Genomic DNA, 26,515 nt, shown 5'->3' with positions numbered 1-26,515 from the left:
AACTGGAAAGAAGTTGGCGGGAAAGATGAGAAAATTAATGTAATTAACCGTCCAGCATCATCTGGTACTCGTGCAGCTTTTGAAAAGAAAATTATGAAAGACGTTAAAATTAACGATAGCGTAGGAACAGTTCAAGATTCAAACGGTGCGGTAGAACAAGCTGTTAACTCTACTCCTGGTGCGATTTCTTATCTTGCTAACTCATATTTAATTGGCGATAAAAAAGATGCATTAAAAACAGTTAAAATTGACGGAAAAGAATCTTCTACAGACAATATCGTTGCAGGTGATTACCCATTCTATTCTTATGAGTACATGATTACAAAAGGCGATGCAAAATCTCCTGTAAAAGAATATATCGAATTTATTAGTGGAGACGAGTTTGCTAATAAATTAGTTGAGATGGGCTATATCCCAGCTTCAAAAATGGCAGGTTTAGAATAAAAAAAAATAAAAAAAGAGAGTTGGTTTTATACCAACTCTTTAAACTAATTTATTAATGGATGATAAGGGGTTTATCATGAATTTCAAAAAAAGAAACTTTTTTCTAATTGAATACCTTGGAAGAACTCTTGTAACTTTATGTGGTTTCTTAATGGTTGCGATTACAATATCAATAATAGGCTTTATTGTTAGTAAGGGGATCCAATCGTTTACAGTAAATCATTTATCGTTAAGTGATATATTATTTTCAAAAAATTGGAGCCCAAATAATGCAGAACATCCGACATACGGTGCACTAATTTTTATTGTTGGATCGATTCTAGTATCTATTGGTGCTGTCATTATTGCTGCACCAGTTGCAATAGCATTAGCGGTTTTTATGAACTTTATCTCACCTAAATTTGGTCAAAAAGTATTAATCCCAGTTTTGGAGATTCTAGTTGGTATTCCTTCAGTAGTTTATGGATTTCTTGGCGTAACAATCTTAGTTCCACTTCTTAGAAATTTGGTTGGTGGAGTAGGTTTTAGTTTAATTGCCGGGATTATTGTTCTAAGTGTTATGATTTTACCTACAATAGCAAGTATTGCTTCTGATGCTGTGAGAGCTGTTCCTGGAACGTATTTAGAAGCATCATACGGACTTGGCTCTACAAGATGGCAAGCAATTAAATTAGCAATCATCCCTGCTGCAAAAACAAATATTTTAACAGCAATCGTTTTAGGTCTAGCACGTGCTTTTGGTGAAGCATTAGCAGTACAGATGGTAATTGGAAATACAGTTAAATTCCCGAATGGAATTTTTGATCCGACAGCAACATTAACAGGAATTTTAACAATGGATATGGCGAATACATTAAATGGTACAGCATGGAATAATACGTTATGGACTTTGGCAATGATTTTACTACTAATTTCATTCCTCTTTATTCTATTCATTCGTTTAATTGGGAGAAAGGGAGGATATGAATCATGATCGCAAGAAAAATGGATAAAATTTGGACTGGAGTTCTTTACGGAATCGCTGGTTTAGTTGTAGTTTTATTATTATTTTTGTTAAGTGAAATTATCTATAAAGGCTGGGGATTCTGGGATTTCAATTTCTTGTTTGGAAAACCTAGTAATATACAAGCAGGTGGAGGAATCGGACCACAGCTTTTTAACTCTTTTTATATCTTAGTCTTAACATTAATTATTTCAGTTCCAATTGGTGTAGGTGCTGGAATTTATATGGCAGAATACGCAAAACCAGGTCGTTTTTTAGGATTTTTAAGATTATGTATTGAAACATTAGCTTCTTTACCATCAATCGTAGTAGGGTTATTCGGATTATTAGTATTTGTAACACTAACAGGATGGGGATACACATTAATTGGCGGAGCATTAGCAATCTCAATTTTAAATTTACCAGGTTTAACAAGGGTAAGTGAAACAGCGTTATTAAATGTTCCGAAAAGTAGTAAAGAAGGTAGTCTTGGATTAGGTGCTACAAAATGGCAAACAATTGTTAAAATCAGTATTCCATCGGCATTTCCACAATTAATTACAGGTATCATTTTAGCTGCAGGAAGAATATTTGGTGAAGCAGCGGCATTAATTTATACAGCTGGATTAACAACACCAATTTTAAATAATGCTGCTCCATTAGATACACCGATGAATCCGTTTAATATTTTTAGACCAGCAGAAACATTAACAGTTCACATTTGGAAATTAAATTCAGAAGGTATTGTTCCAGATGCACAATCAATCGCAACGAAATCTGCTGCTGTTCTTATTGTCATGATTCTTCTATTTAATTTATTTGCTCGAGTGTTTGCAAAGTTTTTAAATAGACGTTTTACAGGGGCAAAAAGATAATGAAAAGTTTAAGATCTCTATGGAAGATTCCGTAGAGGTCTTTTTGCATATTTCTATTTTTAGGTAAAAGTGCAGCTACACTTCTGTCTTCACCGTTAATTAGCTTACGAATTTCATTAAAAAAATTATCATATATGGACATGCATACAAACAATTAAGGCTTGTCTCTATATAATATAGAAGTTTATAAGAGAGTGAAGTGAACATTATGCCTCCAAAGCCAAAAAAGCCAATTGATTCCAATGATTCAAATGAAGAGAATATTAATATTGCCTCAGCCTTTAGAGCAGTAAGTAGTACAAGTCTAAGGGTGCCCGAGGATACTTTTGTGAAAGTAAACTATCAAAAAAAACAATTTGATTTAGCAGTTGAATATAATCCGTTAACCTCAACATTTAGACCAAGAAATAATGGGGTTTATTTAGTTTCTGCAACGATTAGTTTTTTCCCTAATAATAACGATGTTAATTATAGAGCAAGAATCGAGCTTCGCGTGAACGGAAAACCTGCAATCGCGATTGATAATGATTTCTTCGGCCCAATACTATTCGGAAATACTGTAAATGTCTCATCAATCCTGAAACTAAACGCGAGGGATAAAGTGGAAGTATTTGCTCAAAGTAGCACCTCTGGAAGTATCGAAGCAAATGTCGATGGTGAAGTTAGTACTCACTTTGAAGCTGCGAGATTTCCATCTCCAACATCATAAATTTAAGAAAAGATGGAAAATAAATTCTAAGAGAAGTCTTAAGGTGAATTCATCTAATCTATCTGGTTGAGGAAACAAAAATGACAGTTTAAGTTAGAAAATGTGAGCTAGCTTTATAAAAAAATGTGTACAGAGATTTTCTGTGCACCTTTTTATCTTGGTGTAAATGAAATATAAAGATTTTCTAAAGATAGGTATCAATAATAAGGGAGCACAATATAGTAAAATTAGTGGCGTATCAATGGATATTACTCTTTCTAAACTACAGAAGGTAAATGAAGGAGTGAATGGAATGATGCAAAAGTCCGAAAGAATTGAAGTATATTGGGAAGATGTAATTGATGGGAGAGAATATGTGAAGAAAGCAATTACATCTATTAAGGAATTTTGTTGGGAAAATTGGAATAATGAAGAAAGTGGCCATCAACCAAGTAGGGTTGTATGGCATGATTTATATACTGGAAGATCGATTATCCCACGAAACCTTGACATTACACAACTTCAAGTGCACATCATCAGAATCTTATGTTTATTGGAATCCGCATACAGTGAAGGGCGATTTACAAGTTATATTAATGAAGAACTACAAAAAGGACTGAATCAGATTTATAAAACTTACGAAAGCCTATACGCCGAGGAAATGGCTGCTGCATCCGAAGAATGGGATCAGTTTGATTTTATAGAAAAGAAAAAAGATAGAGCGCAGGCTTTTTGGGATGGTTTTACACATGGGATTACCCAACAAATACTAGAATACGAGATCCAACTTCTAAATGAACGGCTTGACCATGTTCCTTCCCCAATTGAAAACAACATAGAGGATGATGAGGAATTAGAAGGGAATTATCTCAAATATAATTGTCCTTGTTGTGGTTATCAAACATTAGAAGAGCGCTGTGTTTGTGATATATGTATACTTTGTAACTGGGAGGATCTAACATCAATAGACTGCATAGAAGGTACTGAAGTAGATGAACCTAACGAAAATTCTTTTATGGCCGAAGCAAGAAAGAATTTTAAAGAAAATTATATTATGTATAGTCATATTAAACAAACTAGTAATGTAATTGAAGCAAAAAAGGCATTAATAAGTGCCTTTAATGAATTAGACAAATACAAAAAAGATTCAATTGAATATAAGGAACATTGGATCAAAATAAATCGTTACAAGCATATATTAAGCTTAGAAACAGATATATCAAAGATTAAACGTGATCTGGAAGATATAGATGGTGAGAAAGAATAAGTACTATCTAAAGGCGGCTCTCAGTGCTGCCTTTTTTATTTTTAAACTTGATACACAGCGAAAGATTTGTGAACACCACATGAAAAGCAGAGAAGTTGGCTATATAACAATGAAAGTGGCTTATTTAGCAGAGAAAGTCGCTCATAAGGGAGTACAATCGTTGATAAATTAGATTAACCATCAAGAATCAAACAAAGAAGCCACCCTAAAAGGTGGCTTCAAACATTATATCAACAAATTCTCGTACTATATCAATAAATTCTGGCACTTTATCAACAAAAATGACTACTTTATCAACAAAGTTCACAACTTTATCAATAAAGTACACTCCATGTTCGCATTTTACGCACCAGCCCAAAATCTCAGCACAAATCAAATCGGCAACTGAACAAAAAAGTACCACCTTACCCCAATACACTTTCCAGTCGTCGATAAAATAAGAGTAACCATCCAAAATCAAACAAAGAAGCCACCCTAAAAGGTGGCTTCAAACAATATATCAACAAATTTTCGTACTATATCAATAAATTCTGGCACTTTATCAACAAAAATGATTACTTTATCAACAAAGTTCACAACTATATCAATAAAGTACACTCCATGTTCGCACTTTCAGCACCCGCCCCGACCCGACTCACAAAAAATCAAATCGGCAACTGAACAATAAAAGTACTACCTTCCCCCAACACACTTTCCACAATAATATTCCCGCCATGGGCCTCTACAATTGACTGTGTGATCGATAAGCCTAACCCTGCGCCGCCATATTTTCTAGCACGGGAGCTGTCGCTTCGGTAAAATCGTTCAAATAAATGTGGTAGATGTGAATCATCAATACCAGGGCCGTTATCACTGATTATTATTTCGGCGCATGGGGTAGGAGTGCTATTAATAACGAGTGATAATTTAATGCTGCCACTTGTTGCATCGGTGTGCTGTACGGCATTTTGAAAAAGGTTCAGGATAATTTGTTTTATTTTATCTGGATCGTACATTCCTTTTATGTTTGCTGTTAAATCGAAGTGGACATTTCGTTCACCTGCTAAAATTCGTAGCTGTGGTTCCATTTCTGTCATTAGTTCATCAAGTCTAGTGTCAGTTAGATTCATTTCTGGTGCGCGGTCTAGTTTTGCTAGCAGTAGTAAATCCTCGACTAGTTTTTTAATTCTTGTTGATTCGCCGAGCATGCTGTTGAGTGCTGCATTTAGTTGTTCAGGTTTATTAGCGGCACCACGTAATAGTACTTCTAAAAATCCATGGATTGATGTTAATGGTGTACGGAGCTCATGAGATGCATCTGCAATGAAGCGACGCATTTGTTCTTTTGCTTCTCGTTCTGATTTGAATGAAGTTTCTAATCGCTTTAGCATGTTGTTAAATGATTCAGCTAATCGATCAATCTCTTCTTGTCCTTGATTAACAGGGAAGTGCTCGGTTAAATTTCCGGCATTTGTTCGTTCTACTGCAGTGACCATATTATTTAATGGTACAAGTGTCCGGCGAAGTGAAGGAATATAAAGAGCGAGACCACCTGCTAAGGCTAATAAGGATAAGCTTCCGAAGATAAGAAGCTGTTGTAATAAAACGTCTTTTATTGGAGTAGTTTCAATTCCCATTTGAACGATGCCTTCCAAATGGTCAGGTCCTCCAAATGGTTGAAAAACTACTAGCTGTTGTACACCTTTTTCATTCTTTATTATTTGGTATCCTACAGGCGTTCGATTATTAAAATTAGTTTCTATTTTCTTATATTCATTCTTTGTGAGACAAGGAGTGTTTAAATTACTTTCCTTTGCTAAATTAATGCATTTACCATTCGGATCGATAAACGTTAAAGATAAATAGGGCAAAAATAAAACTCGATTATTTGGATTTTGGTCTTTTGCGATTGGCTTATTCGTTTTATCGGGAAATCCATTTGGTAAGGGATATTGCTTTGAGAGTACATCCCAAGGAATAGAGCGCAATTGTGCATTTAACGATTCAGCTTGATTTCGGTACATAAATTGCTTCATTAATATAAATTGGAGTCCGCCTATTAATAATAGTAGAACAGCTAATATGAATAATGACTTCGAAAATAGCTGATATTTAAGTGAGTTTGGTGAAAAAATTCTTTTAAATTGTTTTATCATACTAAGTCGATTCGATAACCGGCACCTCTAAGTGTTCGGATTAATCGGTGTTCCTTATCATTTAATTTATCTCTTAACGAGCGGATATAAACTTCTACAATATTTTCTTCTCCTCCGAAATTATAGCCCCACACTTTATCTAAAATCATTGCCTTACTTAATACAATTCCGTGGTTTAAAACTAAGTATTTGAGGAGTTCATATTCAGTTGGCGAGAGCCCAAGGGCTTGTTCACGAAAGTTAATTTCTTTCCTTTTATCGTCAATTCGAAACGGTCCTAGAACAACTTCACTAAAAAGGCTAGGGAATTGATTTCTCACTCTAGCTTCAATTCGTGCTAGTAGTTCATCGAAACTAAATGGTTTGGCAACATAATCGTCGGCTCCAATTTTTAAGCCTTTTACTTTGTCGTCAACTTCGTCCTTTGCTGTCAGCATGATGATGGCAACATCAAGTCCTAATTTTCTCAACATTTTACATGTCTCAAATCCATCCATTCCAGGCATCATTACATCGAGAATCGCAACATGTGGTTTAAATTGTTGTGCGATATTGATTGCACTCATGCCATCTGATGCGGTTTCTATAATAAATCCTTCATTTTCAAGTCCCAATTGTAAAAATTGCAATATATGTGGTTCATCATCTACAAGCAGTATTTTTATCCCCTTTATTGATGTCATATTAATACCTTCCCATACTAATTTTTAATCATATATTAGCACAAATAAATTTGAATTTCGTAGAAGCGAATAAGCTTTCAGTAAACTTTCAGTTAGCACTCATGGGGAATTCAGTTAGACAAGGCAAAATGGTTACAGGTAAACAAAGACACAAAGATGCAACAACAGTGTTGCAACTTGAAATTTAAATTATAGGAGTGATTTAACAATGTTTTCAAAATGGAAATCGAGATTAGATATCCCGTTTGTTTTAATCGTACTACTTTCAGCAATTCTTAACGGGTATAACATTTGGACGGATAAATACGTAAATTCGTATTACACGTCGGCAGTTGCGAGTATGCTTCAAAGTTTTCATAACTTCTTTTTTGCATCCTTTGATCCAGGAGGATATGTAACGGTCGATAAACCACCAGTTACATTTTGGATTCAAACGATTAGTGCTTATATTTTTGGCTTGCATGGTTGGAGTGTCATTCTTCCACAAGCTTTATCGGGAATAGGATCGGTTTGTTTAATATATGTAATGGTAAAGCCTACATTTGGTAAAACTGCAGCTCGATTAAGTGCATTGGCAATTGCTATTACGCCGGTTTTAGTAGCAGTTAGCCGAACAAATAATATTGATAGTATGCTTGTCTTTACACTGTTACTTGCATCGTGGTTCCTATTTAAAGGACTTAAGAAAAATAAATTATGGTATGTGCTTGTTGCTTTCGCAATGATCGGTGTTGGCTTCAATGAAAAAATGCTTCAAGCGTATATGGTTTTACCAGCGTTTTATCTACTGTATTGGGTAGCTGCAAAAGTTAATTGGAAAAAGAAGCTTGGGATAATGGCGATAGCCACATCGATCCTTCTTGCTGTTTCACTATCATGGGCAGTAATTGTCGATTCGATACCAGCAAGTAAACGACCTTATGTTGGTAGTAGCCAAACGAACTCAGTACTTGAACTTGCATTTGGTTATAATGGCGTTTCACGTTTACTTGGCATGGATGGAGGCGGAGGAAATCAACCTAGTCAAAGTACAAGTAAATCGCAAAGTAGCACGGAAAATAGTGCTTCTCAAAATGATGGTACTGCTAATAATTCAAACAATGCAGCTTCAAGTAATTTGAACAATACAGCTTCGAATAATTCGAACAATGCAACTTCAAGTAATTCAAACAATACAGTTCCAACTAATGAATCGACTCAAGGGCAAAATGGAATGCCAGAAGGATTCCCAAATTTTGATGGTGGAACGAAAGGTAAAAATAGTAGCGGGATGTTTAATACAGGAACAGCTGGACCTTTCCGATTATTCCAATCAGAGCTTTCTGGACAAGCGAGCTGGTTGATTCCATTTGTATTATTTGGTTTAGTAGGAATCTTTATCGATTTACGTAAGAAGAATTTTACACAGAAACATAAGGAAGCATTATTTTGGACGGCATGGTTAGTACCAGTAATGGGATTCTTTAGTGTTGCAGGATTTTTTCATCAATATTATTTAATCATGCTTGCACCACCAGTAGCAGCTCTTGCTGGGGCGGGTTGGTCAAAGCTTTTTGAGTTATATCAAAGTAAGTTAAATTGGAAATCGTTCTTACTGCCAGCGGCTATCTTTATTACTGCGGTTTTCGAATGGTTCATCGTTCATCCTTATGATTCAGTTATTGGAATTGGTTGGTCAATTGCGATTTTAATTTTAGGTATTGGCGTAACAATTTGGCTGTCGATCATCAAGGTAAGTGGAAGTCGTATGCAATTTATAGCAGCGATTATTGGATTTTTCGTTTTACTAATTGGACCTATGTACTGGGCTTTTACGCCAATTACTTATGGGCAAAGCAGCATGTTACCAGCAGCAGGACCAACTTCATCAATGGGTGGCTTTGGTGGACCAGGCGGAATGAATGGTAATATGCCAGATGGAATGCCAGGTCAAGGTCAGCAAGATGGAAACGCGCAAGACGGCATGCCCGGACAAGGCGCGCAAGATGGAAATGCACAAAACGGAATGTCAGGTCAAGGCGGTCAAGATGGAAATACCCAAAATGGTACGCCAGGTCAAGGTCAGCAGGATGGAAATATGCCAAGTGGAATGCCGGGTCAAGGCGGACAGGATGGAACTAGTCAAGGAAATATGCCAAGTATGCCAGGTCAAGGTAGTAACAAGAACAGTAATGGTATGGGCAATGAACAAATCGATAAGAAAACGTACGCATATTTGACGAAAAATAATACTGGTGAGAAATTCTTATTTGCTACTGCAGATTATAGTACAGCAGCTTCTTACATTATTGAAACTGGAAAAGCAGTTATGGCAATGGGTGGTTTCTCTGGTTCGGATCCAATTCTGACAGTTGATAAGCTTGAAAAATTAGTGAAAGAAGGAAAAGTTAAATACTTTATGATATCTGATGGCATGGGCGGCCGCGGAGGTAGCTCTGAAATTACGGATTGGATTAAAAAACATGGTAAAGAGATTTCTTCTGATAAATGGCAGTCTAATTCTGATAATAGTACTGGTTTAGGTTTCCCTGGAGGAAGTAAGAAGCTTTATAAAGTTTCACTATAAAAAGGAGGGATAGTAAAGTGGCAGCAGTTAAATATTCAGTCATTATTCCAATGTATAACGAAGAGGCAGTTATACAGGAAACATATAGACAATTAAAAAAGGTTATGAACAGTGCAGGTGATTCTTACGAGTTGATCTTTATTAATGATGGAAGTAAGGATGGTTCGGTTGACATCATTAAGGATTATTGCAGTTGGGATAAAACGGTGAAATTGATTGATTTCTCTAGGAATTTCGGGCATCAAATTGCGATTTCAGCTGGGATGGATTATGCATCAGGTGAGGCAGTGATTATCATTGACGCGGATCTTCAAGATCCGCCTAGTCTTATCATAGACATGATTGGTAAATGGAAGGAAGGGTATGAAGTTGTTTATGCGAAACGATTAAAGCGTAATGGTGAGACTATTTTCAAGAAATGGTCAGCTGCAATGTTTTACAGAATTTTAAGGGCATCTACTGACATCTCAATTCCTGTTGATACTGGTGACTTTAGACTAATGGATCGAAAAGTTTGTGATGAAATGAAACAGCTATCTGAGAATAATCGATTTGTACGGGGACTTGTAAGCTGGGTGGGCTTCCGACAAACTGCAATTGAATATGAACGTGATGAGAGATTAGCAGGAGAAACGAAATATCCACTAAAAAAAATGATTAAGCTTTGTTTGGATGGTATCACTTCATTCTCCTATAAACCTTTAAAACTCGCAGGTTATTTAGGCGCAATTCTATCAAGCTTAGGATTTGTGTATATGATTTACGTCATTTATTTAGCTTTATTTACTGATTCAGTTATAAAAGGATGGTCTTCCTTAATAAGTATTATGCTTTTATTTAATGGATTTGTCTTAATTATTCTTGGAATACTTGGTGAATATGTTGGCCGAATTTATGACGAAACAAAAGGTCGACCACTTTATATTGTGCGGGAGTTACAAGGGTTAGAAAAAGAGAAATCAAAAAATAACCTTGATTTTCAACTATGATAAATCAATTTAAAGGTTTTGTTAAGTTTGGAATTGTAGGGCTAATAAACACAGGAGTAGATTTCATCGTATTTACTTTACTAATTTATGCAGTTACGAATATTCCATATTTAGTAGCGCAGATGATCTCGTACTCTTGTGGAATAGTGAATAGTTATCTACTAAATAAGAGGTGGACATTTAAAGCTAAAAATCAAAGTAGCGTTCAAGAAAAAACGCGCTTTGTGATCGTTAACGTCATTACATTACTACTCACTCTATTAATTTTAAAAGTTTGTAGCGAGTGGTTTGGATTGTCAGTGCTAGCCAGTAAATTAATGGCAACTTGTATTAGTGTATTAATGAATTACGTAGGAAGTCGTTACTGGGTATTTACTTCGTCTAAAGTGGGAGGAATTTAAAAATGAAAATAAAAAAAGCTGTTATTCCAGCGGCAGGCTTAGGAACTAGATTTCTACCTGCAACAAAGGCACAAGCAAAAGAAATGCTGCCAATCGTTGATAAGCCAGCTATTCAATATATCGTCGAAGAAGCAGTTCAATCAGGGATTGAAAGTATCATTATTGTAACGGGGAGAAATAAAAAATCAATTGAAGACCATTTTGATAAATCAGTAGAATTAGAGCATTCTCTCTTTATGGGTGGAAAACTAGATACGCTAAAGCTTGTCCAAAATATTAGTGAAATGGCGAATATCCATTATATTCGTCAAAGAGAACCTTTAGGTTTAGGGCACGCCATATTGTGTGCAGAGCAATTTATTGGTGATGAACCTTTCGCAGTCTTACTCGGAGACGATATTATGATTTCTGATCCACCGGCACTTAAGCAAATGATCAATTTGTACGATGAGACTAGTAAGCAAGTTATCGGAGTCAAGGCAGTTCCAACATCTGACGTGAATAAATACGGGATTATCTCTTCATCCAAAATTAAACAAAATGTACATGACGTATTTGGACTCGTAGAAAAGCCTAATCCAATGGAAGCACCATCAAATATGGCGATTATGGGTAGATATGTTTTAAATCCGTCTATTTTCACTATTCTTAGATCGCTTGAAAAAGGAGCAGGTGGTGAGTATCAATTAACGGATGCTCTTCATAAAAGCTGTGGTCTAGAAGGATTACTTGCATTAGAACTATCAGGTAATCGATATGACATTGGCGATAAATTAGGTTATTTAAAAGCAACGATGGAAATCGGTCTACAGAGAGAAGATTTATATCCGCAATTATTACCATATTTAAAAGGATTGATAGAAGAAGAGAGTGCAAAATTCGTTTAAATATAGTAAGTCATTGATACAAAATAGGATTGGAGAAACATTTGATGAGAATCTTAGTTGTAGGTGGTGCTGGCTATATTGGCTCACATGCAGTTTATCAGTTAATTGAAAAGGGTATGGAGGTTGTGGTGATCGATAATCTTTATACTGGCCATGAAAAAGCCGTTCATCCAAATGCAATTTTTTATAAAGGAGATATTCGGAATAAATCTTTCTTAAGAGAAATATTTCAACAGAAAAAGATTGAAGGTGTTATTCATTTTGCAGCCAAATCATTGGTTGGTGAATCAATGAAAAACCCAATTCATTATTTTGATCATAATGTTTATGGTACCCAAAATCTATTGGATGTAATGAATGAATTTAAAGTTAAATACATTGTATTTTCTTCCTCAGCTGCAACATACGGAGAGCAAAAACAAATGCCAATTACCGAAGATTTGGAAATGAAACCTACAAATACTTACGGTGAAACAAAGTTAATGATGGAAAAAATGTTGAATTGGTGTGACCAAGCATATGGCATAAAATACGTTGCACTTCGTTATTTCAATGTTGCTGGTGCTAAAGAAACAGGTGAAATTGGAGAAGACCATACTCCTGAAACACATTTAATCCCTTCTATTTTACAGGTTGCTTTAGGACAGAGAGAGCATATTACTATATTTGGAAATGATTATGACACACGGGATGGTACATGTATTCGTGATTATATTCATGTGGAAGATTTGATTAGTGCTCATACTTTAGCGCTTAGTTACTTAATAAGTGGTGGACAGAGTAATGTTTTCAATTTAGGGAGTGAGAAAGGATTTTCAGTAAAGGAAATCATTGATGCAGTTAGTGAAGTGACAAATCAATCAATCTCTCTGAAAATAGGAGAAAGACGCCAAGGTGACCCGGCTATTCTAATTGCATCATCCGAAAAGGCTAAAAAAATTTTAGGCTGGTATCCAAGGCGAAACGATATTCGCCAAATCATTACTGATTCATGGAACTGGCATAAGAGTCATCCAAGGGGATATGGGGATTAACTAGCTATTATATGAAAATGAAAGACTATAAACGAATAAGCGAATGTCAATAAAAGCCCGATTTCTCAATTATAATGTGGAGAAATTGGGCTTTTATTATTAAAAATGTGAAAATTTAAAATTGTTATCCTTTGACATTTTGTATACGTTTGTATACGTTATAGTTAATGAACTAGTGTATACAAATGTATACAAATGAGGGGGTTAATAAATGAGAAATGAAGAATTTAACGATCATCACAAAGAAGGAAAACACCGTGGGGATGGCTCTAGACGAAAAGAGCATCACCGAAATGGGGCAAAAACTTTCCGCCGTAGAAGAGCAATCGGTTTTTTAGAAATGATGAATATTAAGCGTTCGACATTAATGCAACAGTTAAATGCACCAGAGTTTCAATCAATTCACCAAATTATCGTTGGCGAGTTAAAGGCTATAGATATGGTAATTAATGAATTTGTTAAAGTGTTTGAAATCCACGAAAGTGAACTAGAGGAAAAAAGTGAAAGTACAAATGAAACGGCGGCATTGGATTCTAGTGAGTCAATCGAAAATGATGAAAAGTGACCCTTTGATGTAGGGAGATGAAAGCTGTAGGAGGATTTGTTGATGGATGGTGAGATAACATGTGGGGGTTGAGAAGCTATATAAAGCCGTATTGGAAATCTGCTTTAATTGCTCCGTTATTTATGATTTTTGAAGTGTTTTTTGATTTGCTTCAGCCAAAATATGCGGCTGATATTGTTAATCTTGGTTTAGTAAAACATGATATCCATACGATTGAACAGACTGGTGCTTTAATGGTTTTGGTAGCTGTATTGGGGTTACTAGCGGGCGTAGGGTGTAATTACTTTGCAATTCGAGCATCTCAAAATTTTGGTGCAGATTTAAGAGATGGACTATTTACGAAAGTTCAAGCATTCTCTTTTGAAAATCTTGATTCGTATAAGACGGGATCGTTAATTACTCGAATGACAAATGATGTTGTGCAAGTTCAAAACCTATTAAGAATTGCATTGCAATCGCTTGTGCGTACACCGGGCTTATTAATCGGTAGTGTTATTATGGCGATATGGATCAACTCTCGTCTAGGATTAATTCTTATGGGAACTTTATTTGTGTTAGTTGTACTATTAGTTATTTTAATTCGATTTTCTTACCCGTTATTTTCGAATGTACAAGCAAAGCTTGATGCTGTTAATAGTCGCTTACAAGAAAATTTGGCCGGAATTCGAGTTGTAAAAGCTTTTGTGCGTTCTGATTACGAAACGAAACAATTTAAAATTGCAAATAAAGATTATTCGCAAAGTGCTATAAAGGCTGCGCGTGTGATTGCGATGAATACACCGATTGTTACATTCATTATGAATATGTGTCTCGTAGGAATTCTTTTGTATGGTGGAAATCTAGTTCGAATGAATTCAGTTCAAGTTGGAGATTTAATTGCATTTATAAATTATGTAACGCAAGTCCTTTCATCTTTACTGATGGTCAGCACAATTCTTGTAAATATTTCGCAATCTAGCGTGTCTGCAAAACGTATTCAAGAAGTACTTACAACAAGACCTACAATTGAAAATTCTCTAGAGCAAGATCACACTTCTGTCTCAGGTAATATGATTGAATTTCATCAAGTAGGATTTTCTTATGGAAGTTCATCAAATGAGGATGAAGCAATTTTGAAGGACGTGAACTTTGAGGCAAAGCAAGGAGAAACAATTGCAATTATTGGTTCAACTGGTTCTGGAAAAACTTCATTAGTTCAGTTAATCCCAAGGCTTTATGATGTTACAGCGGGATCGATTTTAATGGATGGAGTAAATATTCAAAGACTGCCTCTTTTAGAACTTAGGAAGAAAATTGGAATGGTACTTCAGGAGTCATTTTTATTTACTGGTTCAATAAGAGATAATATTGCATTTGGAAAATCGGATGCGACTCAAGAGGAAATTGAAGAAGCTGCAACAGTCGCACAGGCTCATGATTTTATTTCCAAATTACCAGATGGTTATGAAACGAAAATCGGACAAAGAGGGGTCAACTTGTCTGGGGGACAAAAACAGCGAATTTCAATCGCCCGTGCATTATTAATTAAACCACCTGTTTTAATTTTAGATGACAGCACGAGTGCTTTAGACCTTAATACGGAAAAGAGGCTACGTGATTCTTTAAGTCATTTAATGAATGATAGCATTACATTCTTAATCGCTCAGAAAATTTCTTCTGTCGTAAATGCAGAGAAAATACTTGTGATGGAGGATGGGGCCATCGTAGGAAGCGGAACTCATCAAGAATTAATGAAAACATGCGTGGTTTACCAAGAAATTTATAAATCCCAATATGGTGAGAGGGAGGTTTACAATGTCCAATAACAACAATTCGAATATGAAAAATTCACCAAACCTCTTTCAAAATAGTTTTCGCCCAGGTCAACACCATCAGGGAATCCCTAAAGTTAGGTCGAAGAATGCAAAGACAACAGTATTTAGAATATGGAGTTATTTAAAAAAGCAGCGCCAAGGATTATGGATTGTCATTATTGCTACTGCTTTAACTTCTTGTTTTATGCTCTTAGCACCTTATTTAATAGGAAAAATCATTGATCTCTATATTGTTCCGCAAAAGTATAAAGGAGCAATTTTATTGAGCTTTGTATTACTTGTTGTCTATTTATTAGGCTCAGCTTCTACATGGCTTCAGCAATATGTCGCTTCAAGTGTATCGCAAAATACAGTGCGAGATATGAGGCAGGATCTATTTGAAAAATATCAAAGTTTACCAATTCCGTTTTTTGATCAAAAGACACATGGGGAATTAATGAGCCGAACGACGAATGACCTTGAAAATGTATCAATTACATTAAATCAAATAGTAGTCCAGTTAATTTCAAGTATATTTATACTAGTCGGCAGCGTTGCGATGATGCTCAGTTTGAGTGTTTGGATGACTTTGATTACACTTTTAACGGTACCGTTAATCACGTTTATAACGAAAAAAATTACAAAATATACTCGTCATTATTTTTCAGAGCAACAAAAGAGTTTAGGAGAAGTAAATGGATTTGTCCAAGAAAGCATTTCGGGATTAAGAGTGACGAAAGTTTTTGGACGTGAAACGAAATCAATCGAAGAATTTAAAGAGATGAATGAAAGACTACGAGTGGTAGGTTTAAAAGCTTTAAGCATTTCAGGCTCAATGGGACCAATCATGAACGCGATGCGAAATTTAAGTTTCGTTATTATTGCTGTAGTCGGTGGTGTGTTTGCATATCAACAAGTGATTACAATTGGGGTAATTGTTAGTTTTCTTAACTATTCAAGCCAATTTAGCCAGCCACTTAATCAGCTTGCTAATCAGTATAATTTACTTCAATCAGCTATTGCTGGAGCTGAACGTGTATTTGAAATACTAGACTTGAAGTCTGAAACATTTGAAGAAACGAATCAAATCGTTGATAAAAAATTAAAAGGTGAAGTTATATTTGATCACGTTCAATTTGGCTATACACAAAATGTATCTGTTTTAAAAGAACTTTCCTTCCAAGCTTCACCAGGTCAGATGATCGCTTTAGTCGGACCAACCGGAGCGGGAAAAACAACAATTATTAATTTGTTGACGCGTTTTTACGATATCCAATCAGGTAGGATTTTAATTGACGGTGAAGAAATTAACAAATATGATAAACACTTTTTAAGAAAGCAAATCGGTTTAGTACTACAGGATGCATATGTTTTTTCAGGAACGATCCGAGATAATATACGATATGGTCGTTTAGATGCGTCAGATAAAGAAGTGGAAAATGCAGCACGTTTAGCTAATGCGGACACGTTTATTAGAAAACTTCCTAAAGGATATGATACGCATTTAAATGCGGAAGGAAGTAACTTAAGCCAAGGTCAAAAACAACTTTTGACAATAGCTAGGGCAGTACTTGCTAATCCATCAATTCTTATTTTAGATGAAGCAACAAGTAGCGTTGATACAAGAACGGAATTTCATATTCAAGAAGCAATGAAAACATTAATGAATGGAAGAACTTCATTTGTGATTGCTCATCGACTTAGCACCATTCGAGAGGCTGACGCAATCCTAGTCATTAACGATGGTCAAATTATTGAAAAAGGATCGCACGAAGAGCTCTTGAAGCAAAATGGTTTTTATTCAAATTTATATAATACTCAACTTGCAGAAGGACATGTGAGCTGAGGGTAGATGAATTTATAAAGATGATCTCCGATATAAAAAGGGGGTCATCTTTTTTGCACAATAAATAAGCAAAGCGGCAAAAATATCGACGTATTTTCTTCCTCAGCTGCAACGTATGTGATACACCAGGTATTCGTGACTATATTCGTGGACCGAAATTCCTAGTTTACTAAAGACTTAATTCATTCAAGCGAGGAGTTCTTTTATCCTGCCATCAGATTTATTAAAATAGTATAATTATTATTTTCAGAATAATCTAAATAGTGTATAATTCGGGATATATTTGCAGCTTGTATGTAAAACGAATATTTGAATCAAGGGGGAAATGAATGTGAATGTTGAAAAACGGACTTTAGATTTTATACCAGAGAATGAAAGACACGGAAATGCTCGTAGTTTGTTTTCAATTTGGTTTAGTGCAAATATGCAAATTACTACACTTGTAACTGGCGCTTTAGCAGTTGTATTTGGACTGAATTTTTTCTGGGGCGTAACAGCCATTGTAATCGGTAATCTATTAGGAGCAATTTTTATGGCTTCACATTCAGTTCAAGGACCAAAACTAGGGATTCCACAAATGATTCAAAGCCGTGCACAATTTGGTGTAATTGGAGCAGTTGTACCTCTTGTTATTGTGATCCTGATGTATATGGGATTCTTTGCGAGTAGTGGGGTTTTAGGAGCTCAAGCGATTAGCAGTGCATTTTCTTTACCAGTCAATGCTGGAATTGTATTACTTGGTATCGTTACACTACTAATTACATTATTTGGCTATGACTTAATTCATAAAATGGAAAAGTATTTTGCAATTATTTTTACGATTGTTTTTTTAATAGTAACGTATAAGGCCCTAAGTCTACCTATGCCTTCAAAAATGTTCTCAATTGGACATGTTGAAATTGGTCCTTTTTTATTAATGGTCAGTATTGCAGCAACGTGGCAGTTAACGTATGCACCATATGTGGCAGATTATTCAAGATATTTACCAACGAATACTTCATCAGCAAAAACCTTTTTTTATACTTATGCAGGTACAGTAATCGGAACTGTTTGGATGATGTCATTAGGTGTTTTGTTAAGTCTAGCGATTCCTAAGTTTTTAGATAACTCAAGTACAGGGCTTGCTAATTTGGTTGGAAACCGATTCTCATTAATCATTTATATCGTTATTGTTTTAGGAGTTTTAGCTGTAAATGTACTGAATTTATATGGAGCGTTTATGTCCATTACAACAACTCTTGAAGCATTTACAAGTTTAAAAGGTACAGAAAAAACACGTTTTTGGTTGGTTTTTATAACAGTAATTATAGGCACATCACTTTCTATTTGGGGTCAAGGGAACTTCTTACATAATTTTGAAAGCTTTATTTTATTGTTATCCTATTTTATGGTGCCATGGACTGCAATTAATTTAATTGATTATTATTTATTGAGTATGGGTGAATTTAACATACAGGACGTTTTTAATGTAAATGGTCAATATGGGAGATTTAATTGGACAGCCATTATTTCTTATTTCATTGCGGTGATTCTCGAAATTCCTTTCGTAAATGCTGAAATGTATGAGGGACCTATCGCTAAAGCATTAAACGGTACAGATATTGCTTGGGTGGTCGGCTTATTAATTCCTTTCTTATTTTATTATTTACCTACAAAACGAAAAAGAAAATCTTCAATTAATAGTAAGAAAATAAATGAAACGATATAAATAGTAAAGAAGGCTCCTCAAAAAAATGAGGAGCTTTTTGTTACATATTAAAATGGGAAACGATGAAAAAATGTCGACTTAAGTGCAACTACGCCTCTGTATTCACCTGACGGCTCGCCAATGGGCGAGTTTTCTTTATGTGGAAATAACAAATTAAGAATGATCTCTTTTAATGGGATTTTTATTACATATTTTTCAACGTCAATATGGCACTAAATTAATTTGTTTTTGGCGAGGGAAAAAATTGTAAATCTAATAGGCTTGTAAACTGTATAATCAAAATGTACTATTTTAATATAGGACTGGGGGACGACATGGAAGAAAAGAAATGGTCGATTATTTTAAGCGTACTTTTTTTATTGTTTGTTTATGTACTTATTCATTTTGAAATAAATGCTCGAAATATTGAAAACTCAGTTCAAAAATTACAGGATCGAGAAGTAGAGCCGAAAAAGAAACTTCATTTTGTCCTTATTTCACAAGAGTTCGATAATCCGTACTGGAGGAAAGTACAAGAAGGAGCAGATGTTGCCGCAGAAAAATACGGAGTAAATGTTGAATACATTGGTCCTTTACGTACAAGTCCGGAAGAGCAAATTAAATTATTAGAAAAAGCAATTGCTTCTCAGGTAGATGGAATTATCGTACAAAGTCTTGATGAGAATACTTTTTCGCCCGTAATTAATAAAGCGGTTTCACAACATATTCCGGTTATTACAATCGATACAGATGCGCCAAAAAGTAAGCGTATTGCTTATGTCGGTACTAATAATTTTAACGCTGGGGAGCAATTAGGAAGAGTTGTTGTAGAGGAAACAGGCGGAGTTGGGAAAATTGGCGTAATCATTGGGAGTGAAAAATCAGAAAGTCAGCAGGCGAGACTTAATGGTTTTTTAAATGTTGTTAAAAAAAATCCGAATTTAGTAGTAAAGGAAATTGAGTCCTCTAATATATCAATCATTCAAGCAAAACTCCAAGCTGAAAATATGATGCGAAATAATAAAGATATTTCTATTATGGTTGGTACAAGTGCACTAGATGCAATTGGAATTTTAAATGCTTCAAAAAATTTAAAGCTAAACCAAGTTGAGATATTTGGATTTGATAATATTGAAGGTACACTTCAAGCAGTACAAGATGATTCAATTAAAGCAACTGTCATTCAAAAACCATATGAAATGGGCTATCAATCTGTGGGATTGTTGATTGATTCATTACATGGAAAAGCTATTCATAAAGAAAATTTTACACCAACCGAGGTGGTGACGAAAGAAACGTTGATCAGGAGGAGAAACGTTGAAAATTAGAACGAAATTATTTATTTTTATCCCCATTCTCGTTATTTTATTGAATCTAGTTTCGTTTTTTGTTTTTGAAAATGGAAAGAAGGTTCAAGAGAGTTATAATTTAATGATTAATAAAATATTTTTATATAAGCAAATCTCTTTAGAAACCCAAGAGAATTTAAGCTTAGTTAGTAGTTATATAATAAATCCACAACCTAAGAACTATCGTTCAATTATCCAGCATAGAAGCAATCTGCAAAAATTAAAACAGGAATTGTTAACGCATAATGCTACAAAAAATAATCAACTGGTATTAGAGAATTTTACTCATATGATTGATTCATTTTTAGCGTTAGAATCTTCAATTACAGACAATCTTGTCTCTCAAAATTTTTCAAGCTATACAGATCAATACCGCGATATAGAGAAAATAGCAGGATTTATTAGAGAGGATAGTCAAAATTTAGTTGATTTAGAGCTTAGTAATTATCAGCCTATTTTTCGAAAGATTATTGCAAATACTCAGTCTATGAATCAATTAGGTGTACAGCTGTTTGTTATTACGACAGTCATTAGCATTGTGTTTGCGATTTGGCTCTCAAGAAGTATTGTTATTCCGATTAACCGTCTAGTTTATATGGCCAAGCAAATTGGAAAGGGGAATTTTAATGTAGCTCCTCCTACTTTGTATCAAAATAATGAAATTGGTATTCTTGGGAAAATCCTCAATGAAATGTCAAAGAATTTAAGTAATTTAATGATTAAAAATATTGAAATTGTAGAGAAGGATCGACTTGTGAAGGAGCTTGAATTAAAGGCCTTACAAAGTCAGATTAACCCGCACTTTTTGTTTAATACATTAAACGTTATCTCTAAGCTAGCTTATATCGAAGGGGCTGAACAAACGAGTGATCTAACTGTATCAACCTCGAATTTGTTGCGCTATAATTTACGAAAATTAGACGAGCCTGTAACTCTTTTGGATGAAGTAAGAAATGCAGAAGAATATTTTTCAATTCAAAAAGCAAGATTTAGAGATCGTGTACGTTTCGAATTAAATATTGAGGAATCTTGCTTAGGGCATAAAGTTCCTTGTTTAACATTGCAACCACTTCTTGAAAACGCATTTATACATGGTATTGAAGGGATGGAACAAGGTGCTGTAATAGGGATTACGATCAAGAATCTTGATAAGTATATTTTCATTGAGATTTACGACAATGGTGCTGGTATGAAGGAAGAAACTAGAGAAGCGCTATTAAGTTCATCTATGCCGATTATCTCTCAAAAAAGCTCAACAGGATTAGGTACAACAAATGTTTTTAAACGCTGGCGCTTATTTTATGAAGAAGAAGATATTGTTGATATTAAAAGTGAAGTAAATAAAGGGACAACCATTATTTTAAAACTACCTGTCACATCATAATTTTATAATTGAAGGAGGTAACCTATGTATCGGTTATTAATTGTGGATGATGAACCATTAGAGCGTGAGGGACTTGAATTGATGATAAATCGATCAATGCCTAATCGGTTTCAATTTGAACAAGCTGGGAATGGAAGAATTGCGATCGAAAAATCAATTGAATACCAGCCCCATATTATCTTTATGGATATAAAAATGCCAGGTATTCAAGGGCTTGAAGCCGTTTCAGTAATCAAACAAAAACTGCCGGACACGAAAATATTCATGGTCACTGCATATGACTATTTTACATATGCACAAGAAGCAATCTCATTAGGTGTGAAGGATTATATTTTAAAGCCTGCTAAAAAGGACCATATCATCTCTTTGCTGCAAAAGATGATCGATGAAATTGAAGATGATCATAAAAAGAGATTACAAGAATTAGAGGCTATTGAAAATTTATCACTTATACGACCTTTAACTGAAAATGAATATACATTAATGTTAATGTTTAATACTGTTCAAGAACTGAATGTGAATCAATTGTCTGGGATTCTAGGATTTGAGATGGAGTACGGTTATGCGAGTGTCATTAAATTGCCAAAAGAAATCATTCAAAATGATAAAGAACAAAGACGTGTTTATGAATGTGTTAGGCATTTTATAAAATCTTCGAGAGATTGTTTAATTAGTCCAGTTGTCGATGGTCAATTAGCTATATTTATACCAGTTCAACCGAAGCGTGAAGACAATCTCCAAAAGCTAGTATTCTATCAAGATGCTTTAAAAACGATTGAGTATATTGAAAATCAAACTGGTCATAAAACGGTAATTGGTATAGGGTCCTTAAATCAAGGAATTGAAGGATTTAAGAAATCATATAATGAGGCAATGCAAGCAAGCTTAGATTGCAATGAACTAGCGCGGGTTAGTCAATATTCAGAGAGAGTGTCTTTAAGTATATCAGATGATGAAAAGCAAATTCTTATCGATTCTTTTAGAAAAGCTGATTTAGAAGATGTGATGAACCAATTCAATCATTTATATGAAAGATTCGTTAATTATCATGTTTTAAAGGTGAGAACAGAATTAAATTCTCTTTTTAATCAAATTTTTCAATCTCTCCGCAATTCATCGATTGATGTTGAGAAATTCCATATCCCAGATATAGACGATCTCAATCAGTTGAAGATGATCGTGGAGCAACAAATCATTAATTTAATTACAAAAATCGATCGTGAAAAAGAAATTAAAACGAATCATATGATGGTATTGGCTAGAGAATACATGGCTCAACATTTCATAGAGGATATCTCGCTAGAGCAAGTGGCCAACTATTTAAAATTAAATCCAGTTTATTTTAGTAAATTATTTAAAAAGCAAACGGCTGAGACTTTCAGTGATTATTTAATGAACTTAAGAATTAATAAGGCAAAACAATTAATGGAAAATAGAGAATTGAACTTAAAAGAAATTTGCTACCAAGTTGGCTATAATGATCCGAATTATTTTAGCCGAGTGTTTAAAAAATGTACGAATGAATCTCCGAAAGAATATAGGAAGAAAGTTTTAATGAATATTTGAAGAATTACTGATAAATGTACTCATATATAATCTAAAAAGAGGGACAAACTTTCAATATGATGAAGTTTGTCCGATTATAAATACAATAAATTTATACTAGTAGAAGAGTAAGTTGCGACCTTTTCTTGACGTTATGTCGAGGAAAGGTTTTTTTATGGAGATGAAAACTCTAGGGTAGGCCTAGCGTGGTAGTACAATAATTGCCCCGAGATACTAAACTATTTTTGGTCCACCAACCAAAATAGCATCAACTCACCGGTTTATGAACAAAAGTCCCCCTTTTATGCACAAATCCAGCAGCTTTAATCGACCGCTTGATCAAGAGTCGTTATGTTTTATTTTTTCTAATTATCTAGTATTTTTTAGTGTTTACAATCAGTCTATTACATAATTAGAATTGAAATTTTCTGCACTAATATGTCCTAAAGTTTAAAAAGTGCTAGTTTTAATATTCTGAATGTAACCGTTTTCTGTGGTGAGGTAAATTAGTACAGGTAATAGACAAAAGAGTGAAGGAAATGGGTAAGCGTTTCCAATTGAAAACATGATAATCTTAATTTGTAAGCGTAACCAGAAAAAAAGGGGGAAATACTTTGAAAAAGTTAACAAGGATTTTTTCAATAATTTCAGTAATTTTAGTAATGACTCTTCTTGCTGCTGGATGTGGAACTTCTTCAACATCAGGTGATAGTAGTTCTGCTGGTAAGAAAAGCAAAAATGGTAAAGTTGATATCGGTATCGTTTTACCTACAAAAGATGAGCCTCGTTGGACTCAAGATGAAACTCGCTTTAAAAATGCTTTAAAAGATACAGATTATTCAGTTGAAATTTTATTCTCACAAGGTGACTCTGCTAAAGAAAAAGCAAACGTTGATTCTTTAATCGCAAAAGGCATCAAAGTTTTAATTATTTGTCCTCAAGACGGCGCTGCTGCGGCTGCTTCAGCTGAAGCTGCAAAAGCTGCTGGTGTTAAAGTTATTTCTTATGACCGTTTAATTACAGGTACTGACGCTGTTGATTACTATGTTTCATTTGATAGTGTTGCTGTAGGTGCTGCACAAGCACAATATCTTGTAGACCATGCTTCAGGTAAATCAGGTCAACCTTTATACCTATACGCAGGTGCTGCATCTGATAACAATGCATTCTTATTCTTCCAAGGTGCTTGGAAAGTTCTTCAACCAAAAATTGCTGATGGTACATTCAAAGTTGAAAACTCTGCTGCTGCAAATAGCTTAAAAGCTAAAGCTGATTTAACTCGTGATGAGCAAGCTAAAATTATCGGTCAAGTTACGACTAACTGGGACTTTAACGTTGCTAAAAACTTAACTTCATCTAACTTAACAAAAGCTACAAAAGCTGACAAAGGTGATGTATTAGTTCTAGCTCCAAATGATGGAACTGCTCGTTCAATCGCTGATACGTTTAAATCTGATAAAGATGTATCTTCATATATTATTACTGGTCAAGATGCTGAAAAAGCTTCTGTACAATACATCATTGATGGCAAACAATCTATGACTGTGTTCAAAGATGTTCGTACTTTAGTTACTGATGCAATCTCAACTGCAACTTCAATCTTAAAAAATGAAACACCTGATGCTTCAGGCGTTACAAACAATGGTAAAGCTGATATTAAAACAAAACAAACAGATATTATTGTTGTTGATCAAAGCACAGTGAAGAAAGACTTAGTTGATTCTGGATACTATAGTGCTTCAGACTTCACTGGATTGAAGTAATTAATATAAGAGACAATGCAAAATAGTGATGGTCTAACCGTCACTATTTTGTTAATTATTCAATTTAATCAAGACTGGATAGATGGCAAATTCGGGAGACGGATCATATGAGTGAATATATTTTGGAGATGAGAAATATCTCAAAAGAGTTTCCAGGCGTTAAAGCATTAAGCGATGTTAACTTCAAAGTTAAAAAAGGTGAAATACATTGCTTAGTTGGTGAAAACGGTGCTGGAAAATCAACCTTAATGAAAGTATTAAGTGGTATTTATCCTTTTGGAACATATACAGGTGATATTGTTTTTGGAGACGAAGTTCAAAAGTTTTCAAAAATAAGTGATAGTGAAAAAAAGGGAATTGGAATTATCTATCAGGAATTATCTCTTTTTCCGGAGTTGTCCGTTTACGAAAATATTTTTATCGGACATGAAATTAAAAAGGGAATCACTGTAGATTTCAATGAAACGATTGTAAAAGCAATCGAAATGCTAAAAAAAGTAAAATTGGATGTAAATCCAGACGTGCAAATAAAAGAATTAGGTGTAGGGAAACAGCAACTTGTTGAGATCGCTAAAGCACTTTGTAAAGATGTTAAATTGCTTATTCTTGACGAACCTACAGCTGCTTTAAATGAAGATGATAGTGAAAATCTACTTTTCTTAATGGAAGAGTTAAAGAATCAAGGCATTTCTTGTATTATGATTTCGCATAAGCTTAAAGAAGTAATTGCTATTGCAGATACTGTTACAGTACTTCGCGATGGGAAAACAATTTGTTCTTTAAATAAAGAAGAAATCACCGAAAACACAATTATTAAACATATGGTTGGTCGTGAGATTGACGATATTTATCCGAAACGTCCGAACCAGAAGTTTGGTGAAGTTTCATTAGAATTAAAAGACTGGAATGTATACGATCCAAAATTAGGTCGAAAGATTCTTCATGATATCAATCTAAATGTTCGAAAAGGTGAAATTATAGGGATTGCTGGATTGATGGGGTCTGGACGAACAGAATTAGCGAAAAGTATTTTTGGAAATCCAACAAAATTCAAACTTGATGGTTCTGTATTAGTAAAAGGTGAAGCGAAGCGCTTTAAACATCCAAAAGATGCAATAAAATCTGGTATAGCCTATGTAACAGAGGATCGTAAAGGCGATGGATTAATCCTTGAACAAGATATTAAAAACAATATTTCAATTACGAATTTATTCGAAATTTCCAAATCAAGTGTGATTAATCAACATGAAGAAATTGTCGTTGCTAATGATTACTTAAATAAGCTAAACATTAAAGCTCCTTCAATCACTTCAATCGTCGGAAAATTAAGTGGTGGTAATCAGCAAAAAGTATCATTGAGTAAATGGTTATTTACAAATCCGAATGTACTTATTCTAGATGAACCAACACGTGGAATAGACGTAGGTGCAAAATTTGAAATCTATAGCTTTATGAATCTACTGGTTGAGCAAGGCATGAGCATTATCATGATTTCCTCTGAACTTCCAGAAGTCCTTGGTATGAGTGACCGAATTTATGTTATGGCAGAAGGTAAAATAACCGGGGAATTATCAAGAGAAGAAGCAACTCAAGAGAGCGTTATGGCTCTAGCTACCGTTTAAGAGAGGTTGA

Annotated in this window: 23 protein-coding genes; 20 read left to right on the top strand and 3 right to left on the bottom strand. The window is 34.6% G+C overall.

Annotated elements, in window-relative coordinates; all coding sequences use genetic code 11:
* From CN692_RS11995 to CN692_RS11975, 5 genes are all read left to right on the top strand, one after another.
* Positions 1-444 (top strand): substrate-binding domain-containing protein (locus CN692_RS11995; RefSeq protein WP_179874426.1); only part of this gene is annotated, 444 nt, incomplete at its 5' end.
* A gap of 76 nt (positions 445-520) precedes the next feature.
* Positions 521-1,417, top strand: a complete 897-nt coding sequence (gene pstC / locus CN692_RS11990) for a phosphate ABC transporter permease subunit PstC (RefSeq protein ID WP_098119397.1) — start codon at positions 521-523, stop codon at positions 1,415-1,417.
* Positions 1,414-2,301 carry a phosphate ABC transporter permease PstA gene (gene pstA / locus CN692_RS11985; protein ID WP_098119396.1) on the top strand — a complete coding sequence of 296 codons (888 nt, stop codon included), beginning with the start codon at positions 1,414-1,416 and terminating at the stop codon, positions 2,299-2,301. Before pstC ends, pstA begins: the two co-directional genes overlap by 4 nt.
* Positions 2,302-2,509: 208 nt before the next feature.
* Positions 2,510-3,010, top strand: coding sequence for an ABC transporter permease (locus tag CN692_RS11980; protein ID WP_098119395.1), 501 nt, complete (start codon positions 2,510-2,512; stop codon positions 3,008-3,010).
* 166 nt (positions 3,011-3,176) lie between these two features.
* Complete coding sequence (locus CN692_RS11975; RefSeq protein ID WP_098119394.1) at positions 3,177-4,256, top strand: CPCC family cysteine-rich protein; 1,080 nt, start codon at positions 3,177-3,179, stop codon at positions 4,254-4,256.
* A 205-nt stretch (positions 4,257-4,461) separates the two neighbouring features.
* On the opposite strand, the gene CN692_RS11965 is transcribed toward CN692_RS11975, so the two are convergent.
* The 3 genes from CN692_RS11965 to CN692_RS11955 all read right to left on the bottom strand — a co-directional run bounded on the left by CN692_RS11965 (position 4,462) and on the right by CN692_RS11955 (position 7,074).
* On the bottom strand, positions 4,462-4,716 hold the full coding sequence (locus tag CN692_RS11965; protein WP_098119392.1) for a hypothetical protein: 255 nt from the start codon (positions 4,714-4,716) through the stop codon (positions 4,462-4,464).
* A 184-nt stretch (positions 4,717-4,900) separates the two neighbouring features.
* On the bottom strand, positions 4,901-6,391 hold the full coding sequence (locus CN692_RS11960) for a sensor histidine kinase (protein ID WP_098119391.1): 1,491 nt from the start codon (positions 6,389-6,391) through the stop codon (positions 4,901-4,903).
* The gene (locus tag CN692_RS11955) at positions 6,388-7,074 is read right to left on the bottom strand and encodes a response regulator transcription factor (protein WP_098119390.1); all 687 of its coding nucleotides are present in this window, start codon (positions 7,072-7,074) and stop codon (positions 6,388-6,390) included. The genes CN692_RS11960 and CN692_RS11955 overlap by 4 nt, the downstream gene beginning before the upstream one ends.
* Before the next feature lie 50 nt (positions 7,075-7,124).
* Here CN692_RS11955 and CN692_RS26155 point away from each other — a divergent pair, with 50 nt between their 5' ends.
* From CN692_RS26155 to CN692_RS11885, 15 genes are all read left to right on the top strand, one after another.
* Complete coding sequence (locus CN692_RS26155) at positions 7,125-7,262, top strand: hypothetical protein (protein ID WP_179874425.1); 138 nt, start codon at positions 7,125-7,127, stop codon at positions 7,260-7,262.
* A gap of 20 nt (positions 7,263-7,282) precedes the next feature.
* On the top strand, positions 7,283-9,640 hold the full coding sequence (locus tag CN692_RS11950) for an ArnT family glycosyltransferase (RefSeq protein WP_098119389.1): 2,358 nt from the start codon (positions 7,283-7,285) through the stop codon (positions 9,638-9,640).
* Positions 9,641-9,657: 17 nt separating this feature from the next.
* Complete coding sequence (locus CN692_RS11945; protein ID WP_142317524.1) at positions 9,658-10,629, top strand: glycosyltransferase family 2 protein; 972 nt, start codon at positions 9,658-9,660, stop codon at positions 10,627-10,629.
* Positions 10,626-11,030, top strand: coding sequence for a GtrA family protein (locus CN692_RS11940; RefSeq protein ID WP_098119388.1), 405 nt, complete (start codon positions 10,626-10,628; stop codon positions 11,028-11,030). Before CN692_RS11945 ends, CN692_RS11940 begins: the two co-directional genes overlap by 4 nt.
* Positions 11,031-11,032: 2 nt before the next feature.
* Positions 11,033-11,917: a UTP--glucose-1-phosphate uridylyltransferase GalU gene (gene galU, locus CN692_RS11935; RefSeq protein WP_098119387.1), complete on the top strand. Its 885-nt coding sequence runs from the start codon at positions 11,033-11,035 to the stop codon at positions 11,915-11,917.
* 44 nt (positions 11,918-11,961) lie between these two features.
* Positions 11,962-12,951 (top strand): UDP-glucose 4-epimerase GalE, encoded by a 990-nt coding sequence (gene galE / locus CN692_RS11930; RefSeq protein WP_098119386.1) that lies wholly within the window; start codon positions 11,962-11,964, stop codon positions 12,949-12,951.
* Positions 12,952-13,162: 211 nt separating this feature from the next.
* On the top strand, positions 13,163-13,516 hold the full coding sequence (locus CN692_RS11925; RefSeq protein ID WP_098119385.1) for a hypothetical protein: 354 nt from the start codon (positions 13,163-13,165) through the stop codon (positions 13,514-13,516).
* 59 nt (positions 13,517-13,575) lie between these two features.
* Entirely contained in the window at positions 13,576-15,321 is a 1,746-nt protein-coding gene (locus tag CN692_RS11920) for an ABC transporter ATP-binding protein (protein WP_098119384.1), read from the top strand.
* Positions 15,311-17,155 carry an ABC transporter ATP-binding protein gene (locus tag CN692_RS11915; protein WP_098119383.1) on the top strand — a complete coding sequence of 615 codons (1,845 nt, stop codon included), beginning with the start codon at positions 15,311-15,313 and terminating at the stop codon, positions 17,153-17,155. Before CN692_RS11920 ends, CN692_RS11915 begins: the two co-directional genes overlap by 11 nt.
* Positions 17,156-17,486: 331 nt before the next feature.
* A complete protein-coding gene (locus CN692_RS11910) occupies positions 17,487-18,863 on the top strand; it encodes a purine-cytosine permease family protein (RefSeq protein WP_098119382.1) in 1,377 nt (458 codons plus the stop codon).
* Between the two features lie 314 nt (positions 18,864-19,177).
* Complete coding sequence (locus CN692_RS11905) at positions 19,178-20,170, top strand: sugar-binding protein (protein ID WP_098119381.1); 993 nt, start codon at positions 19,178-19,180, stop codon at positions 20,168-20,170.
* Positions 20,160-21,575 (top strand): sensor histidine kinase, encoded by a 1,416-nt coding sequence (locus CN692_RS11900; protein ID WP_098119380.1) that lies wholly within the window; start codon positions 20,160-20,162, stop codon positions 21,573-21,575. Before CN692_RS11905 ends, CN692_RS11900 begins: the two co-directional genes overlap by 11 nt.
* 24 nt (positions 21,576-21,599) lie before the next feature.
* Positions 21,600-23,141, top strand: coding sequence for a response regulator (locus CN692_RS11895; RefSeq protein WP_098119379.1), 1,542 nt, complete (start codon positions 21,600-21,602; stop codon positions 23,139-23,141).
* A 593-nt stretch (positions 23,142-23,734) separates the two neighbouring features.
* The gene (locus CN692_RS11890) at positions 23,735-24,883 is read left to right on the top strand and encodes a sugar ABC transporter substrate-binding protein (RefSeq protein ID WP_257131660.1); all 1,149 of its coding nucleotides are present in this window, start codon (positions 23,735-23,737) and stop codon (positions 24,881-24,883) included.
* A 107-nt stretch (positions 24,884-24,990) separates the two neighbouring features.
* Complete coding sequence (locus CN692_RS11885; protein ID WP_098119378.1) at positions 24,991-26,505, top strand: ATP-binding cassette domain-containing protein; 1,515 nt, start codon at positions 24,991-24,993, stop codon at positions 26,503-26,505.
* The last annotated feature ends 10 nt before the right edge of the window (positions 26,506-26,515 follow it).

The organism is Bacillus sp. AFS002410, assembly GCF_002556365.1.
Classification (GTDB): domain Bacteria; phylum Bacillota; class Bacilli; order Bacillales; family Bacillaceae_G; genus Gottfriedia.
Note: the sequence above shows the minus strand (reverse complement) of the source record. Positions and strands in the feature narration are given on the sequence as shown.